Source organism: Paenalcaligenes hominis (assembly GCF_011927625.1).
In the GTDB taxonomy this organism is placed as follows: domain Bacteria; phylum Pseudomonadota; class Gammaproteobacteria; order Burkholderiales; family Burkholderiaceae_B; genus Paenalcaligenes; species Paenalcaligenes hominis.
On the sequence record NZ_JAATIZ010000001.1, the window covers coordinates 217,856 to 235,146 of the forward strand.

Annotated in this window: 17 protein-coding genes; 15 read left to right on the plus strand and 2 right to left on the minus strand. The window is 47.3% G+C overall.

The window, feature by feature from the left end; all coding sequences use genetic code 11:
- The first annotated feature begins 232 nt into the window (after positions 1–232).
- From aceA to GGR41_RS01125, 9 genes are all read left to right on the plus strand, one after another.
- Entirely contained in the window at positions 233–1,552 is a 1,320-nt protein-coding gene (aceA, locus tag GGR41_RS01085; RefSeq protein ID WP_167660268.1) for an isocitrate lyase, read from the plus strand.
- A gap of 165 nt (positions 1,553–1,717) precedes the next feature.
- Positions 1,718–2,677, plus strand: coding sequence for a P-type ATPase actuator domain-containing protein (locus tag GGR41_RS01090; protein WP_077733550.1), 960 nt, complete (start codon positions 1,718–1,720; stop codon positions 2,675–2,677).
- A 2-nt stretch (positions 2,678–2,679) separates the two neighbouring features.
- Positions 2,680–2,844 carry a cbb3-type cytochrome oxidase assembly protein CcoS gene (gene ccoS / locus GGR41_RS01095; RefSeq protein WP_077733549.1) on the plus strand — a complete coding sequence of 55 codons (165 nt, stop codon included), beginning with the start codon at positions 2,680–2,682 and terminating at the stop codon, positions 2,842–2,844.
- A 184-nt stretch (positions 2,845–3,028) separates the two neighbouring features.
- Positions 3,029–4,516: a cytochrome-c oxidase, cbb3-type subunit I gene (gene ccoN, locus GGR41_RS01100; RefSeq protein ID WP_167660269.1), complete on the plus strand. Its 1,488-nt coding sequence runs from the start codon at positions 3,029–3,031 to the stop codon at positions 4,514–4,516.
- 10 nt (positions 4,517–4,526) lie between these two features.
- Positions 4,527–5,186, plus strand: coding sequence for a cytochrome-c oxidase, cbb3-type subunit II (gene ccoO / locus GGR41_RS01105; protein WP_077733547.1), 660 nt, complete (start codon positions 4,527–4,529; stop codon positions 5,184–5,186).
- Positions 5,186–5,365, plus strand: coding sequence for a cbb3-type cytochrome oxidase subunit 3 (locus GGR41_RS01110; protein ID WP_077733546.1), 180 nt, complete (start codon positions 5,186–5,188; stop codon positions 5,363–5,365). The genes ccoO and GGR41_RS01110 overlap by 1 nt, the downstream gene beginning before the upstream one ends.
- Complete coding sequence (gene ccoP / locus GGR41_RS01115; RefSeq protein WP_167660270.1) at positions 5,358–6,263, plus strand: cytochrome-c oxidase, cbb3-type subunit III; 906 nt, start codon at positions 5,358–5,360, stop codon at positions 6,261–6,263. The genes GGR41_RS01110 and ccoP overlap by 8 nt, the downstream gene beginning before the upstream one ends.
- A gap of 69 nt (positions 6,264–6,332) precedes the next feature.
- Positions 6,333–7,844, plus strand: coding sequence for a cytochrome c oxidase accessory protein CcoG (gene ccoG, locus GGR41_RS01120; RefSeq protein WP_167660271.1), 1,512 nt, complete (start codon positions 6,333–6,335; stop codon positions 7,842–7,844).
- A 9-nt stretch (positions 7,845–7,853) separates the two neighbouring features.
- The gene (locus GGR41_RS01125) at positions 7,854–8,072 is read left to right on the plus strand and encodes a FixH family protein (RefSeq protein ID WP_077733543.1); all 219 of its coding nucleotides are present in this window, start codon (positions 7,854–7,856) and stop codon (positions 8,070–8,072) included.
- Positions 8,073–8,148: 76 nt separating this feature from the next.
- Here GGR41_RS01125 and GGR41_RS01130 read toward each other — a convergent pair whose 3' ends face one another.
- Positions 8,149–8,889 carry a helix-turn-helix domain-containing protein gene (locus tag GGR41_RS01130; RefSeq protein WP_077733542.1) on the minus strand — a complete coding sequence of 247 codons (741 nt, stop codon included), beginning with the start codon at positions 8,887–8,889 and terminating at the stop codon, positions 8,149–8,151.
- Positions 8,890–9,231: 342 nt separating this feature from the next.
- Here GGR41_RS01130 and clpB point away from each other — a divergent pair, with 342 nt between their 5' ends.
- The 6 genes from clpB (at position 9,232) to GGR41_RS01160 (ending at position 16,528) form a co-directional block, all read left to right on the plus strand.
- A complete protein-coding gene (gene clpB, locus GGR41_RS01135) occupies positions 9,232–11,820 on the plus strand; it encodes an ATP-dependent chaperone ClpB (protein WP_167660272.1) in 2,589 nt (862 codons plus the stop codon).
- A gap of 172 nt (positions 11,821–11,992) precedes the next feature.
- Entirely contained in the window at positions 11,993–13,159 is a 1,167-nt protein-coding gene (locus GGR41_RS01140) for an ABC transporter substrate-binding protein (RefSeq protein WP_167660273.1), read from the plus strand.
- A 22-nt stretch (positions 13,160–13,181) separates the two neighbouring features.
- The gene (locus tag GGR41_RS01145; protein ID WP_167660274.1) at positions 13,182–14,102 is read left to right on the plus strand and encodes a branched-chain amino acid ABC transporter permease; all 921 of its coding nucleotides are present in this window, start codon (positions 13,182–13,184) and stop codon (positions 14,100–14,102) included.
- Positions 14,103–14,104: 2 nt separating this feature from the next.
- Positions 14,105–15,049, plus strand: a complete 945-nt coding sequence (locus GGR41_RS01150) for a branched-chain amino acid ABC transporter permease (RefSeq protein WP_167660275.1) — start codon at positions 14,105–14,107, stop codon at positions 15,047–15,049.
- Positions 15,036–15,824 (plus strand): ABC transporter ATP-binding protein, encoded by a 789-nt coding sequence (locus GGR41_RS01155; RefSeq protein ID WP_167660276.1) that lies wholly within the window; start codon positions 15,036–15,038, stop codon positions 15,822–15,824. Before GGR41_RS01150 ends, GGR41_RS01155 begins: the two co-directional genes overlap by 14 nt.
- The gene (locus GGR41_RS01160; RefSeq protein ID WP_209279708.1) at positions 15,821–16,528 is read left to right on the plus strand and encodes an ABC transporter ATP-binding protein; all 708 of its coding nucleotides are present in this window, start codon (positions 15,821–15,823) and stop codon (positions 16,526–16,528) included. Before GGR41_RS01155 ends, GGR41_RS01160 begins: the two co-directional genes overlap by 4 nt.
- Positions 16,529–16,590: 62 nt before the next feature.
- Here GGR41_RS01160 and GGR41_RS01165 read toward each other — a convergent pair whose 3' ends face one another.
- Entirely contained in the window at positions 16,591–17,277 is a 687-nt protein-coding gene (locus GGR41_RS01165; protein WP_167660277.1) for an epoxyqueuosine reductase QueH, read from the minus strand.
- Between the last annotated feature and the right edge of the window lie 14 nt (positions 17,278–17,291).

Consider the following 17,291-nt stretch of genomic DNA (forward strand, 5'->3'; position numbering starts at 1 on the left):
TGAAAACGGTATCCTGCATTGTGAAAATAGGCTGCTGCACTGCCGCATAAAAATTTCCACAATAAGATCTTTTGTTTCATATCACGAAATGGATGTTCTAAGTCTTTGTTTTTAAATGAATTAATAAATAGTCTTATATAAGATATAAGTGTAGATTGCACGGGGCTATTTACGTAGAATTTAAATCATACCTAATGCAGATTTAACTAGCTTATTACATACGGAGATACACATGAGCAACCGAGAAACAGAGATTCGCAATCTACAAAAAGAATGGGCTGAAAACCCACGTTGGCAAGGTATTAAGCGCAACTACAGTGCTGAAGACGTAGTACGTTTGCGCGGTTCCATGGTTGAAGAGCATACCTTAGCACGACGTGGCGCTGAAAAACTATGGCGCCTACTGAATGAAGAACCCTTCATTAATAGCCTAGGTGCGCTGTCCGGTAACCAGGCCATGCAACAAGTTAAAGCGGGCTTGAAAGCGATTTACCTATCTGGGTGGCAAGTCGCTGGCGATGCCAACTTAGCGGGTGAAATGTACCCAGACCAGTCTTTGTATCCTATTAACTCGGTTCCTCAAGTAGTAAACCGTATTAATAACGCGTTACGTCGTTGCGATCAAATTCAGTGGTCCGAAGGCGTAAACCCTGGTGACGAAGGCTACACCGATTATTTTGCTCCTATCGTAGCTGATGCCGAAGCTGGTTTTGGCGGTGTGCTTAATGCATTTGAGCTAATGAAAGCCATGATCACAGCTGGCGCCTCAGGTGTGCATTTCGAAGACCAATTGGCTGCCGTAAAGAAATGTGGTCACCTAGGTGGTAAAGTATTAGTGCCCACACGTGAGGCTATTTCTAAGCTCACCGCTGCGCGTTTAGCTGCTGACGTATTAAACGTACCCGCTTTGCTACTCGCCCGTACAGATGCTGATGCGGCAGATTTGGTAACCAGTGATGTGGATGAAAACGATCGCCCCTTTATTACAGGCGAGCGTACGGTAGAGGGTTTCTTCCGTACACGTCCCGGCATCGAGCAAGCTATTTCACGTGGTTTGGCCTACGCCCCGTATGCAGATCTAATCTGGTGCGAGACAGCAACGCCTGACCTCGAATACGCCCGTCAGTTTGCAGAAGCCATTCACCGTCAGTTCCCTGGCAAGCTACTTGCTTATAACTGTTCACCTTCCTTTAACTGGAAGAAAAACTTAGACGATGCCACGATTGCTAAGTTCCAGCGCGAATTAGGCGCAATGGGTTATAAGTACCAGTTTATTACTTTAGCTGGCTTCCACTCCTTGAACTACGGTATGTTTGATTTGGCTTATGGTTATGCTCGTGAAAACATGACTGCTTTTGTGAATCTCCAAGAGCGTGAGTTTGCTGCAGCTGAACGTGGCTTTACCGCAGTTCGTCACCAGCGTGAAGTTGGTACAGGCTACTTTGATGCCGTAACTCAAACTATCGAGGGTGGTCAGTCTTCGACCACAGCATTAGTCGGCTCCACAGAGGAAGCTCAGTTCTACGCGGCAGAGGCTGAAGCACAAGCTTAAGTGGTGTCGAATAGCGACAAAATGGAAAGCGAGTTGTAGTCTTAGTCTAGAAGCCCTTACACTATAGGTGTAGGGGCTTCTTTTTAGGTGGATTGTCCCAGTTGCAATTTTCTTTGACTTAGGTCTAAAGACTATATTATTTGCTGCTATAATATAGTGTTTCTTATGCGCGCCTATTCTATTTTTACCATTCCTGCCGAGCTATCCACTGCCGACCGTTTGCATCGTCGGCGTATGCTAGCTCGTCTTGGGCTAGCGTGGCTCATGATGATGCAGGTAATGACTCTAGCATTTCCAGGTTATTTGCGATCCGACTCCATGCAGCCTGATACGTTAGAAACCTTAGACGCTGCTATTTATTTAATGAATTGGGCAGCATTAGTACTGACTGTACCCGTCATTTTATATTGCGCCATCCCCATCTGGCAGGGCGCAATCAACAGCCTAAAAAAAGGGCGTATTGGTATGGATGTACCCGTAGCCCTCGGTATTATCGTCGCATTTATTCCTAGCGTTATCACTACCTGGACAGGGGCAGGCGAAGTTTATTTCGATTCTGTTACCATGTTCGTGGCCTTTCTATTAACAGCTAGGTATCTAGAGCTGTGCGCACGCCAGTCAATCCACCAAGGCCAAGCACATGCGTATATTGAACAGTTACGTACTGCTCTAACACGAGATTCTAATAAACTCGCATTCTGGTTCGTGTTAATTCAAGTGGTACTGGCTATTGGCTTGGGCGTGGTTTGGTTTTATTATAAACCTGAGCACGCTATAGCCGTTGTCGTTGCCTTATTTGTCATGAGTTGTCCCTGTGCCTTATCTATGGCAGTGCCTACGGCGGTAGCCTCAGCGCATGCGGGGGTCAGCATTAAGCCGGCCGAGACTCAATCTGAGCTTGACGTGGTCGCTCAGAAAACCACTTCCATTTCTAAACAAAACTTATATGGCTCTATAGCCTGGCATCTTTTAATGACGCCCTTAGCGGCTATAGGTTTGGTCGCACCATGGGTAGCCGCGATTTCTATGCTGTTATCCTCGCTTCTGGTTGCGTATAATTCGTGGCGACTTTATCGCCAGCGTTTGGCTCAAGCTACACAACAAGCGCTTAATGCCGTGGTGTAAACATGCTTGACTCGATGTTCTTATTGATTCCTCTGTCGTTGCTGTTTGTTTTATTTATTGCAGTGGCATTATGGTGGGCTGTTTTTTCCGGCCAGTTCGAGGACACCAATAAAAAAGGCGAGTCCATACTCGAGGATGACGATAGCACCGACACAAACCAAAAGTAATGTGTTGGCGTATTTGTCAAAGATAATCTAATAGTCAAGGGGGTTTTTGCTTACTACCAACTAATGGGTTATATGCTTATATGAAAGTGTTATGATGCGGTGCACGTAACCTTGCCGAATAGTGGGCAATACCATTCGGTAAAACAGTTTGTAATTAACATTTGTTTAAAATGAGGGGAAGCAAATGGGCACTTCCGATGTAGTCGGAAAACAGGCCGAAGCCTTCAACTACGGAGTAGTACGACAGTTTGCCGTCATGTCCGTAGTCTGGGCTGTAGTGGGTATGGGGGTTGGGGTACTGATCGCCTTACAACTCATCTGGCCTGAACTTAACTTTGAGACGCCGTGGTTTACATATGGACGTATTCGTCCTTTGCATACCAACTTGGTGATTTTTGCCTTTGGTGGTAGCGCGCTTTTTGCTACGTCCTACTATGTGGCGCAACGTACCTGTCAAACACGTTTGTTTGCAGGGCCTTTGGCATCGTTCACATTTTGGGGCTGGCAGCTCGCTATGGTAGGGGCTTTGCTAACTTTGCCACAAGGTTTTACTAGTAGCAAAGAATACGCCGAGCTCGAATGGCCAATCGACTTGTTGATCCTTGCAGTATGGGTCAGCTACCTAATTGTGTTCTTTGGCACATTAGTAAAACGTCGTGTTAACCATATCTACGTCGCCAACTGGTTCTTTGGTGCGTTCATTATTGTGATCGCCGTGTTACACATCTTTAACAACGTAGAGCTACCTGTGTCTCTATGGAAGTCTTACTCAGCCTATGCAGGCGTACAAGACGCGATGGTACAGTGGTGGTATGGTCACAATGCGGTGGGTTTCTTCTTAACTACCAGCTTCTTAGGGATGATGTATTACTTCGTGCCCAAGCAAGCTCAGCGTCCTATTTATTCGTACCGCTTGTCTATTGTGCACTTTTGGGCCTTGGCATTTACGTACATGTGGGCCGGTTCGCATCACTTGCACTTTACTTCCTTGCCTGACTGGACTCAGTCTTTAGGTATGGCCTTCTCCTTGATTCTATTGGCTCCTTCTTGGGGCGGTATGATCAACGGAATCATGACCTTATCAGGTGCTTGGAACCGTCTGCGTACAGATCCTATTTTGAAATTCTTGGTAGTCGCTATTTCCTTCTACGGTATGTCTACCTTTGAAGGTTCTATGATGGCTATTCGTACAGTGAACTCTTTGTCTCACTACACCGACTGGACAGTAGGCCACGTTCACTCAGGTGCATTAGGCTGGGTAGCCATGGTGACATTTGGTTCCTTGTACTACATGCTTCCACGTTTGTATGGTCGTGTGGGCATGGCAAGACCTCAATGGGTTGAATTGCACTTCTGGCTAGCGACATTAGGCGTGGTGTTGTATATCTCCGCTATGTGGATTTCCGGTGTTATGCAAGGCCTAATGTGGCGTGCAACGGGCGAAGACGGCATGTTAATTTACAGCTTCGTCGAAGGTGTAAAAGCCACCTATCCGTTCTATGCAATCCGAGCGCTAGGCGGCATTATGTTCTTGTCTGGTGCAATCATTATGTTGGTTAACACCCTACTGACAATTAAAGGTCAGCCCCGTGTTAATCCTGTAGTACCTCTAAAAAGCCCTGACGCACGCGATGCAGGTCTAGTAGGTGCTAGCGAAATTGCTGCAGGTTAAGGATAGATCCATGTCTAACGAGAAGAAAAAGTTTTTTTCACATGCAACGGTGGAAACGAACGTTGGCTTATTGATGATTTGTACTCTCATCGTTATTGCGATGGCAGGGTTGGTACAAATCGTGCCTTTGTTCTTCCAACATTCAACTACTACTCCAACCGAAGGCGTGACCCCATACGAGCCGCTACGTTTGATGGGGCGTGACATCTACATCCGCGAAGGCTGTGTAGGCTGTCACTCCCAACAAATTCGTATGTTGGAATCCGAAGTACGTCGTTACGGTCCTTACTCATTAGCGGGTGAGTCCGTTTATGATCACCCCTTCTTATGGGGCTCCAAGCGTACCGGTCCTGACTTGGCTCGTGTAGGTCAGCGCTATACCGATGAATGGCATCGTATTCACTTACGCAATCCACGCGATGTGGTGCGTGAGTCCAATATGCCTGCTTATCCTTGGTTGCAACGCAATACAGTCGAAGGGGCAAATATCCAAACACGTATGGAAGTATTACGTAAACTGGGTGTTCCTTACACTGACGAAGAAATTGCTAAAGCTCCTGAGGCCCTAAAAGGCAAAACAGAAGAAGATGCATTGGTAGCTTATTTACAAGGTTTAGGAGTCCAAGGGCGCGCCGCTGCTGAAGCAGCTGTAGCCGAAGGGAGATACTAATGATTGGCATCTTAAATGGTATTGCCACAGCATTAGCTTTAATAACCTTTTTAGGAATCATTGTTTGGGCATGGTCTAAGGGCCGTGCTAAAGCAAACGATGAGGCGTCTAGGCTGCCTTTTGACCTTCCCGATGAAGAGGAGGTCGTAAGGCAGAAAGTAGGGGATTCGAATGAATGAATTTTTCAGCGTAGGCTGGAGCATTTGGATTACGGCCATTGCCCTTGGCGGGGTAGTGTTCTGTTTATTCGTGCTGATCAGCCAACTAAAAGGCCAACCCAAAAAGGGTGAGGTCATCAGTGACACAGGTCACTCTTGGGACGGAATTACTGAATACGATACACCGCTACCACGTTGGTGGGTATCGATGTACTTAATTCTCAGTGCCATTGCTTTAGCCTATATGTTTCTCTATCCGGCTTTAGGTTCTTTCGACGGCTTTTTGGGGACTAACCAAGCCAAAGAGGTCCGTTTAGCCCAAGAGGAAATCGAAGCTCGTGTTCAGCCGGTTTTTCAGAAATATGCAGAAATGCCTATTCCTGATATTGCCAAAGACGACGAAGCCCGTGCTATTGGCCAGCGTTTATTCTTAAACAACTGTGCTCAGTGTCATGGCTCAGATGCTCAAGGCAGCCCGTCTTTCCCGAACCTGTCTGATGATTCCTGGTTATGGGGTGGTGAGCCCGAGCAAATTTTGCACACCATCACTAATGGTCGTCGTGGCATTATGCCTGCACATAAAGCGCTGATGACGCCTGCTCAGGCTTCAGAAATCGCACAGTACGTGCGTTCCCTAAGCAACTTGGCCCATGATCAAACGCGTGTGGTGCCAGGGAAAAAACTTTACGATCAGTTCTGTGTTGCATGTCATGGTGCTGAAGGTAAAGGCAATCAAATGTTAGGCGCTCCTAACCTAACAGATAGTGCTTGGCTCTACGGTAGCTCAGAAGACACAATTGTGTACGGCATTTTAAATGGTCGTGATAACCAAATGCCTGCTCAAAAAGATCATCTGTCCCAAGAGCAAATCCGCCTCTTAGCAGGTTGGGTTTGGGGCCTCTCGAATGTAGAGCAGTAATAGCAGTTAAGGGCTCCGTACCTAGGTTAGGTCAGGAGCCTTTTTATAAATTGACTGAAGGTTTGTATCATGAGTAGTGAAGCTCCTAAAAGACCCGATCAAACGGGTCAAGACGCTGATCAAGTACCTGCTTGGCAGCCGCCTCGAATTGAAAAACAGGCAGTTGTGGGAGCTTCACCACAACTAGAAAAAATCCTCCAAGATGCGCATGGCAAAATTGTCATGCGCTCCGTTACGGGACACTTTGACCGTATACGGATTGCATTAGTATGGATTACACAAATTCTCTTTTTTGGTTTGCCTTGGTTGCAGTGGAATGGACGTCAAGCCGTTCTCTTTGACCTAGGGGCCAGAAAATTCTATTTATTTGGCATGGTGTTATGGCCTCAAGATATTATTTATCTGGCCGTTTTGCTGATTATTTCAGCCTATGCCTTGTTCTTATTTACAGCCATTGCAGGGCGTTTATTTTGTGGTTATGCCTGTCCGCAGTCGGTCTACACCAAAATCATGATGTGGTTCGAGCACAAGATCGAAGGGGATCGTGTGGCTCGTATCCGTCTGGCCGAAGCCCCTTGGACATGGCGAAAATTTCGCATCAAACTAACCAAACACACGGTATGGGTATTGTTTTCGCTTTGGACAGGCTTTACCTTTATTGGGTATTTTGCTCCTATCCGAGAGCTACCTGGTGAATTCATTCATCTCACTCTAAGCACATGGCAGTGGGTGTGGTTTTGGTTGTATAGCGCAGCCACATTAAGCTTTGCTGGCTTTTTGCGCGAGTCCATTTGTCGTTATGCCTGTCCTTACGCACGCTTCCAAAGCGTGATGGTGGACGATGATACTTTTGTGGTCAGTTACGACTATGTACGAGGTGAACCACGAGGGGCACGTTCTAAAAAGGTCGACCATAAAGCTGAGGGCAAAGGCGACTGTATTAACTGCAGTTTATGCGTTCAGGTTTGTCCGACCGGTATCGATATTCGCGAAGGTCTTCAATATATGTGCATTGGCTGTGGCGCGTGTGTGGACGTCTGTAACCAAGTGATGGACAAAATGGGCTACGAGCCTGACTTGATCCGCTATACCTCAGGTCGTGCGATTAGCGAGCGATTAACCCAAGACGAAGCCCGCAAGCGCATGTTCCGTCCACGTGTACTGATCTACATCAGCTTGTTAGTTCTAGTCAGTGTGGCTTTAGTGGTGTCTATGGCGTTACGTGATACCTTGAAAATGAACATTATTCGTGACCGGGGGTTGTTAGGGCGTGAAGTCGCTGGCGGCTTAATAGAAAACGTATATCGTTTGCAGCTTGTTAATGCTGCTGAAGAGCCTCTTACTATTCAGTTGTCCGCAGACGGTATCGCCCAAATTAAAATCAAGCGCGCAGATAATGGCAAAGACACGATTGTGTTGCCTGCCTCATCAACCGAGCTTGTTCCTGTGGTGGTGCAAATTCCGTCTGATAGTGGTCTGAGCACTGGGATGCATGCAATAGAAATTCGTGCCGATTCCGTCGCTGGGCAGCGTCAAAATACACATGCCAAAGACACCTCTAATTTTTATATTCCCCAATAAGGAGTCATTATGAGCTCAGCACCTTTGCGTGAAGATACCCAGCCTTGGTATAAAGAACCGTGGCCATGGATTCTAATGTCTGGTCCTGCCATCGTGGTAGTGGCGTGTATTATTACTATTTATTTAGCCGTTTCCCATTATGATCAGCCCATGTCAGGGGCAGTAAAAAAAGGGCTGCAAATTGTGCCTAGTGGGCAAGTCGATAAAGCCGAGGCTAAGCAAAAGTAAAGGTAAAAAAAGCTAAGTTATTTCAACTTAGCTTTTTTTGTATTTTGTGTGTGGGTTGGGCTAGAAATACAAGCCGTTAATACGCATGGCTTGGGCAGGCAGTACCGGCTAATTGATGCAAAACAGGCAAGTTTAAAAGTTTGACTTCGCGCTGCTGGATTTCCAGCAAGCCTTCACGGGCAAAGCGGGAAAATAGTCGGCTAACAGTTTCAAGTGTTAGACCCAAAAAGTTGCCAATTTCCTCGCGACTCATGCGTAGCAGAAATTCGTAAGGCGAATAGCCCAGTGCCGTTAAGCGGTCAGACATGTTCAAGAGAAAAGCAGCTAAGCGCTGTTCAGAGCGCAAAGCACCGAGTGTCATCATAATACTATGAGAGCGGTTGATTTCTTTGCTCATGAGGCGTCGCAACTGGGTTTGCAACATGGGCAGTTGGGTGGACAGATGATCAAAATCATCTAGGCGCATGACGCAGACCTCGCTGTCTTCCAGCGCAATAGCGTGAGAAACATGCGTGTTATTAAGCAAACCGTCCATTCCTGCAATTTCGCCAGGCAGTAGAAAGCCAGTGATTTGTACTTGGCCGGTTGCGTCTTCGAGCTGTGTTTTTAAACTGCCAGAGCGCAAAGCATAAACGGCCTCTACGGGGTCGGAAAGATGAAATAAAGGGGCGCCTTTTTTAAGACGGATGCGCTCCTGAATAAGATCATCTAGCTTATTCAGTTCGGGCTCGGGCATACCTAGTGGTAAGCAAAGTTCGCTTAACATGCAGGTAGAGCAACGCATTGAATTAGCCGTGACGGGAATACGTTTTTGCATAGTTGATTCTGGGTACAGAAAAGAAAAAGGTTTGCTTTGAGGCAAATCAATAATGATTGTAGCTTTTTCTGAGCTAGAGCACGAATTACATTTGTTTAGATTTGCTAATCGACGCAGTGGTTAAACCGCTAAATGGCCTAGCTTGGGAGCTTGGCATGGTTTTGTTGTATTTTTGTTACGTAGTGTAGACGATATAAGTAAAGTATTTCTTAGATTCCCTTGAAATAAAAGAAAGTGACAGTATCTATAACTTAACGATTGATATATGGCACGGCTTAAATAACGCGCTAAAGCTGATTTTCTGTGTTTAAGACTGTGCTTTTTTAAAAGGCCAACTATTCCATGCGTATAGATAAATTAACAACACAATTTCAAATGGCTTTAGGCACCGCACAAACCTTAGCCATTCAAGGCAAACATGCCTACCTTGAGCCAGCTCATGTGCTCTTGGCACTACTCGAAGACCCAGATTCGGGGGCTAGCAGTTTATTAGCTCGGGCAGGGGCTGCTGTGCCGCGGTTAAAAAGTGAGCTCAGCAATTACTTAGCCGCTCAGCCCCAAGTAGAAGGCGGCGAAGCCAATTTACGCGCCAGTCGCGAGCTACAAACAGCTTTAGCCCAAGCAGACAAAGAGGCGACTCAACGGGGTGACACCTACGTGGCTAGCGAGCTATTTTTGTTGGCGGTATTAAAAGATAAGGGGCGCGCTAGCCAGCTGTTACGTGATGCTGGCGTGCAAGACAAAGCGCTTGAGGCAGCGATTGAGGCCGTCCGTGGTGGGGCCACAGTCACCGATGCCGAAGGCGAGTCAAACCGCGAGGCTCTCTCTAAGTACACGACCGACTTTACTGAACGTGCCCGTTTAGGCAAGCTAGATCCCGTGATTGGGCGTGATGACGAAATCCGCCGTGCCATTCAAATACTGCAACGCCGCACTAAAAATAACCCGGTTTTAATTGGTGAGCCAGGGGTGGGTAAAACCGCTATTGTTGAGGGCTTAGCACAACGTATCGTCAATAACGAAGTCCCAGAAAGTCTCAAAGGAAAACGTCTATTAGTTTTGGACTTAGCGGCGCTATTAGCAGGTGCTAAATTCCGTGGCGAATTTGAAGAGCGTCTAAAAGCCGTTTTAAAGGAACTCGCCCAAGACGAAGGTCAGACCATTCTTTTCATTGATGAAATTCATATGGTGGTGGGCGCTGGTAAGGCCGACGGAGCAATGGATGCTGGGAACATGCTTAAGCCCGCCTTAGCACGTGGCGAAATCCATTGTATTGGGGCTACTACTCTTGATGAGTATCGTCAGTACATAGAAAAAGACGCAGCGCTAGAACGTCGTTTCCAACGCGTTCAGGTCGACGAGCCCGATGTGCCGTCAACCATTGCGATCTTACGTGGTCTTCAAGAGCGTTATGAGCTGCACCACGGAGTGGCCATTACAGACCCTGCAATCGTGGCTGCAGCGGAGTTGTCTCATCGCTACATTACCGATCGCTTTTTGCCCGACAAAGCCATCGACTTAATTGATGAGGCTGCGGCCCGTATCCGTATGGAGATTGATTCAAAGCCCGAGGTCATGGACAAGCTCGAACGTCGTATGATTCAGCTTAAAATTGAGCGCGAAGCGGTGCGCCGCGAAGAAGACGATGCGTCTAAGAAACGCTTGCAAGTGATTGAGGACGAGCTTGAGTCATTGCAGCGTCAATACGATGACTATGATCATATTTGGAAAGCAGAAAAAGCTGCTGTCCAAGGCACTCAATCCATCAAAGAGGAAATCGAAGCACTACGTGCAGAAATGGCCGAGTATCAGCGTAAAGGTCAATTCGAGCAATTAGCCGAGTTGCAATATGGCAAACTACCTCAACTCGAAGAGCGCTTACGGTCCGCTGAGCATGCCAAAGAAAGCGTGGATGAGGAAGCCGAGCGTCCTAAGCTGCTACGAACTCAGGTGGGTGTAGAGGAAATCGCAGAGGTTGTGTCACGCGCAACGGGTATTCCTGTGTCGCGGATGATGCAAGGCGAGCGGGAAAAGCTGCTACAGATGGAATCGCACCTGCATCAACGCGTGGTGGGTCAAGACGAGGCCGTCACCCTAGTGGCCGATGCCATCCGTCGCTCACGCGCCGGTTTAGCTGACCCAGATCGTCCTTACGGTTCGTTCTTGTTCCTTGGACCTACCGGTGTGGGTAAAACAGAGCTCACAAAAGCTTTGGCTGGTTTTCTGTTTGACTCGGAAGATCACTTGATACGCGTCGATATGTCTGAGTTCATGGAAAAACACTCTGTGGCACGGTTAATTGGGGCGCCTCCAGGGTATGTCGGGTACGAACAGGGCGGTTACTTAACCGAAGCCGTACGTCGTAAACCTTACAGTGTGATTTTGTTGGACGAAGTGGAGAAAGCGCATCCTGATGTGTTTAACGTGTTGCTTCAGGTACTGGACGATGGGCGCTTAACAGATGGCCAAGGGCGTACGGTGGACTTCCGCAATACGGTTGTTATTATGACCTCGAACTTAGGGTCGCAGCATATTCAAATGATGCAAGACGAGCCCTACGAGACAATCAAAGAAGTCGTGTGGGAAGAAGTTAAACAACATTTCCGTCCCGAATTCTTAAACCGTATTGATGAGGTGGTGGTATTCCATAGCCTAGACGCACAGCACATTCAAGCCATTGCAAAAATTCAATTACAACGGTTAGAGCAGCGTTTACAAGACCGCGGCTTAGAATTAGATGTATCCGAAGCGGCTTTGGCTGAGATCGCTAAAGTTGGCTTTGACCCTGTATTTGGGGCGCGTCCTTTGAAACGTGCTATACAGCAAAGTATTGAAAACCCTGTAGCTAAAGCCATCTTACAAGGTGATTTTGCCGATGGTGACACAGTTCATGTCAATTTTGCTGATGATGCGTTTGCTTTCACTAAATAATTCTTTTTTATTGATTGGCCCCACTTCGGTGGGGCTTTTTTTGTGTTCAAACGTAGCATGGGGGCTAACCCTCTAAGTGATATCCCTCGTGTATTCAAAAGTAATTTACAACTAAACTATTTACAAGTGATTTTCGTGAATCAGCGAAAATAAGAATAACGAGGAGACATATATGAAACGTGTAGTAGCTGCTTTGGCTTTAACATCTGTCGGTTTGGGTACCGCAGCTGTCGCTGACACCATTAAGGTAGGGATCGCCAATGATAATTCTGGGCCCTTTTCAGCAGTGGGGGCTGAAATTCGCGATGGGTTAAACCTAGCCATTAAACAATTAGATGGCAAGCTAGGGGGGCAGCCAGCCGAGTTCATTCAACAAGATATGGCGGGCAACCCAGACCAAGCGCGTCAATTAGTAAACCGCTATATTCAACGCGATAAGATTGACTTTTTCACCGGCCCCGTGGGTTCGAATGTGGCTTTAGCCGTTGGGCCAGCTTTATTTAAAGCTGAAGTTCCTTATTTAACAGCCAACCCCGGTCCTAGCCAACTGGCAGGTAAACAGTGCAACCCTTATTTTTTTGGTGTGTCTTACCAAAATGATGCTTTCCACGAGGCCGCTGGTAAAGTAGCTGCTGACCGTAACTACGAAAAGGTGTTCATTCTTGCTCCCGATTATCCTGCAGGCAAAGACTCACTAAATGGTTTTAAACGGGGTTACGGCAAAACACCTAGCGAGGAAATTTACACGAAATTAGGCCAAATTGATTACGCCGCCGAGCTTGCTCAAATTCGTGCCAACAAACCCGAAGCTGTGTTCTTCTTTTTACCCGGCGGGATGGGCATTAATTTCATTAAACAATTCGTTGCCGCTGGTTTAAATAAAGATACTGTGCTCTTAGGGCCGGGCTTCTCGGGCGATACCGATATTATTCAAGCTGTTGGCGACCCCATCGAAGGCATGTTTAATACCGCACAATGGGCGCACGACCTAGATGTACCGGCTAACAAAAAATTCGTAGAAGCTTACCGCAAAGAATACGATGGCCGTTACCCGTCTGTATATGCCGCTCAGGCCTATGACGTCATTATGGCAATGGATGCTGCCGTGGCTCAGGTAGACGGCAACGTGAAAGACCGCGCTAAAGTGCTCGAAGCCCTAAAATCCGCCAATTACGAATCCGTGCGTGGCGAATTTACCTATGGGAAAAATAATTTCCCCATTCAACCTTATTATGTTCGCGTAGTCGAGCGTGATGCAGACGGGGTTTTAACTAACAAATTGGTAGGTACGGTGTTCGACTCTTACCAAGACGCCTATGTTGATGAATGCAAACTATAAGTATTAAAAGGTTGATAACAGAATGTCGCTCATCTTAGTTACTGAGCAGCTGTTAAATGGTTTGCAATTCGGGTTGATGTTGTTTTTAATTGCCGCTGGCCTAACGTTGGTCTTTGGCATTATGGATATCATGAACTTGGCCCATGGGTCCCTGTATATGGCAGGGGCCTATGTGGCTGCAGAAATCATGCAGCGTACAGGCTCATTTACTTCAGCGGTGCTGATTGCCGTTGGAGTCACCGCTTTAGTTGGCATTGTTTTAGAGTTAGCGTTAATGCGCCGCTTAGTGCTTCGTGACCATCTCGCTCAAGTATTAGGTACGTATGCCATCATTCTCATCGCTAATGATATTGTCAAAATGATCTGGGGGCCTGCCCCGATTATGTTCAATATGCCGGCTACCCTATCAGGTCCTGTAGAACTCGTTCCTGGTTTTTTATACCCGGCTTTTAGACTTATGATTATTGCCGTAGGCCTCGTCGTCGCAGTGGGCTTATATGCGTTTGTGACGCGCACACGGGCTGGGGTGCTAGTACGAGCTGGGGCCTCAAATCGTCAAATGGCAACATTGATGGGTGTCCGTGTCCCCGTGCTTTTCCTCGGTATTTTTACACTGGGTGCGGCGTTAGCTGCGCTAGCTGGCGCGATGCTTGGGCCTATCAATGCTGTACAAATTGGTATGGGCGAGGACATCCTCATTCTCGTGCTGGTGTGTATTGTAATTGGCGGTATTGGCTCAATACGGGGGGCATTTGTGGGGGCGTTGCTGGTGGGTATGGTTGATACCGCTGGGCGTGCTTTTTTACCTATGTTGCTACGCACCGTTTTCCCTGCTGATGTGGCATCCAGTGTAGGTCCCACATTGGCTGCTATGTCAATTTATCTTTTAATGGCCGTGGTTTTGGTAGTGAAACCCGCCGGATTATTTCCAGCGCGAGGCTAATCATGACAAAAACACGTTTAGGCATTTTTTTGGTGCTAGGGCTGCTCATTGCTTTTCCTTTGGTCGCACCTAGCTTTGGTTTTGAGTTTTACGTCTCGTTTGTACGGCGTATTTTAATTTTTGCTTTGGCAGCAAGTGCGCTGAATTTGGTCTTAGGGTATGGCGGCTTAGTTGCGTTAGGCCATGCTGCATTTTTCGGTGCAGGGGCGTATGTGGTGGGCATTATGGCCGATGCCGGTATTTACGCGGCGTGGGTAGTCTGGCCTGTAGCGATGGCTTTGGCAGCATTACTGGCCTGCATCACAGGCGCCATTTCATTACGTACTAAAGGGGTGTATTTCATTATGATCACCCTGGCGTTTGCGCAAATGATCTATTACCTGTTCATTTCTTTGCGCCAGTATGGTGGCGAGGATGGCATGAATCTTTACGATTATTCCTCCTTGCCGGGCTTAGATCTCAGCAATGATGTGCAGTTTTATTACGTAGTGCTAGCCATTGTGGTGGTGGCGTTTCTTGTGTTTAAACAGCTCATGGAATCCCGTTTCGGGCATGCTTTACGTGGGGCCAAAGAAAATCCTAGTCGCATGCAAGCATTAGGTTATCCCGTATATGGTATTCAGCTGGTGGCTTACACTCTAAGCGGTGCTTTAATGGGGCTAGCAGGGGCGTTATTAGCCAACCACAATCTATTTGTATCACCTAGCCTTATGCATTGGACTCAGTCCGCTGATCTCATCATTATGGTGCTTGTAGGGGGTATGGGGCTTATGTTTGGGGGGGTGGCAGGGGCTGCCGTGTTGCTAGTGCTCGAGGAAATCCTACGTAATTGGACCGAATTCTGGCATTTGCCCTTAGGTGTTCTGCTTCTGATCGTTGTATTTGCTGCGCCCCAGGGCTTAGCCAGTTGGTTTGATAAAAAAAGGGTAAGCAATGACAATACATAAAGACCTCATCTCAACACCCGTGGTATTTCAAGCCCAAAACTTACACAAGCGCTTTGGGGCCTTAAAGGCTACAAATGGGGTCTCTATTGAGCTTCATCAGGGTGAGATTCATGGCTTAATTGGGCCAAACGGCGCTGGCAAGTCAACGCTGATCCATCTGTTAGCAGGCACCTTACGTCCTGATCAAGGCGAACTGTTTTTGCAAACACAAAACATTACGGGCTTAAAAGCCCATCAACGGGTGGCTCAGGGGCTAGCGCGTTCATTTCAGGTCACTAATATCTTTAACGACTACACAGTATTAGAAAATCTAGTGCTAGCGGTTCAAGCTGCTACAGGCAGTAGCTACAGCTTTTGGAAAGCGCGTGATAGTGAAAAACAGCTATTCGATCGAGCAAAACAGCTGGCAACCGAGTGTGCTATTGATACGAGTGCCTGGCACAGCCAAGCCAAGCATTTGCCGCATGGTGAACAGCGCAAGCTAGAGTTTGCTTTGTCATTAGCTGCTGATCCGGTGGTCATGTTGCTAGATGAGCCCATGGCTGGGATGGGTCCAGACGAAAGTTTACGCTTAACTGAACTCATCGAATCCATGCGGGGTAAAACCAGTATGCTTTTGGTCGAACACGATATGCAAGCTGTTTTTAGACTGGCAGATCGTATTTCAGTACTGGTGGCAGGGCAAATCATTGCCTCAGGCACGCCCGAGCAAATTCGTCACGATGAAGCCGTCAAAAACGCCTATTTAGGCGATGAATCAACGGAGGCCGCATGATTCTGCAAATTGAGCACTTAGAAAGCGGCTACGGGGCCAGTCAGGTGTTATTTGGGGTAGACCTACAAATACAAGCGGGTCAAGTTGTTACTGTGCTGGGCCGTAATGGCATGGGGAAAAGCACTTTACTAAAGACTTTATTGGGCATGCTACCAGTACGAGGTGGGTCGGTACGATTCGAAGGGCAAGACACCAAAGGGTGGAGCACCGATAAAATTGCACGGGCTGGGGTGGCGATCGTACCCGAAGGCCGTATGTGTTTCCCTAATTTGACTGTCAAAGAGCACTTGACAGCATTTGTGGCTCAACGCAACCCTAAAGCCACTCAAGAATGGACGCCAGACAAGGTCTTTGACTTTTTCCCTCGCTTACGCGAGCGTCAACACAACATGGGCAACCAGCTCTCAGGGGGCGAGCAGCAAATGCTTGCCATAGGTCGGGCATTGGTGACGAATCCCAAGCTGTTAATCCTCGACGAAGCCTCAGAGGGCTTAGCACCTAAAATTCGCGAGGAAATTTGGCAGTGCTTGGATGTACTGCGCGCTCAAGGTCAAACCATTTTAATTATTGATAAATACGTGGAACGCCTAATGAAATTGGCTGATCATCATATTATTTTAGAAAAAGGGCGCGTGGTGTGGCAGGGGGATTCGGCTGGTTTAGCGGCTGATACAAGCTTGTGGGAGCGCTATCTGGGCGTGTGATTTAACCCATCTAATCAACACGTACCCGAGCAACAATTCGGGTACGTGACAAGCATGAAAAATTATTTTTCTGTTTTCTTTAGGGTAGCAGTGTCGTTAACACCATAAAACTTTACACCAAACTCAATACGTGGGCGCCCTTTAGACAAACGCCAATTGTTGGTGTCACGCAAAGAATACACACAGCCACAGTATTCTTGTTGATAAAACTGCTCTTGTTTGCTGATTTCCAACATACGCTGTGAGCCTCCGTCTTTGCGCCAATTGTAAGTCCAGTACAGCATGTTGGGGTAGCGCGCTGCGGCTCGCTCGCCACAGCCGTTAATTTGATCCATGTCTTTCCAACGCGAAATTGCAAGCGAGCTAGAAATAGTATCAAAACCATTTTCATACGCATACAGTGCAGTGCGCTCAAAGCGCATATCAAAACATTCAGTGCAGCGAATACCACGCTCGGGTTCATTTTCCATACCTTTTACCCGCTCAAACCAGTTATCGGCGTCGTAGTCGGCGTCAATAAATGGAATGTTATGCTGCTCGGCAAACCGCATGTTTTCCTCTTTGCGAATTTCGTATTCGCGCAGAGGATGAATGTTTGGATTGTAAAAGAAAATAGTGTAATCAATACCCGATGCAGTCATGGCCTCCATGACCTCGCCCGAGCAAGGTGCACAACATGAGTGCAACAACACCTTTTTACTATTGTTAGGGGGGGTCAGTATAGGACGAGTAAATTCTGTAGGTTTCATTGTAGGTAACGAGA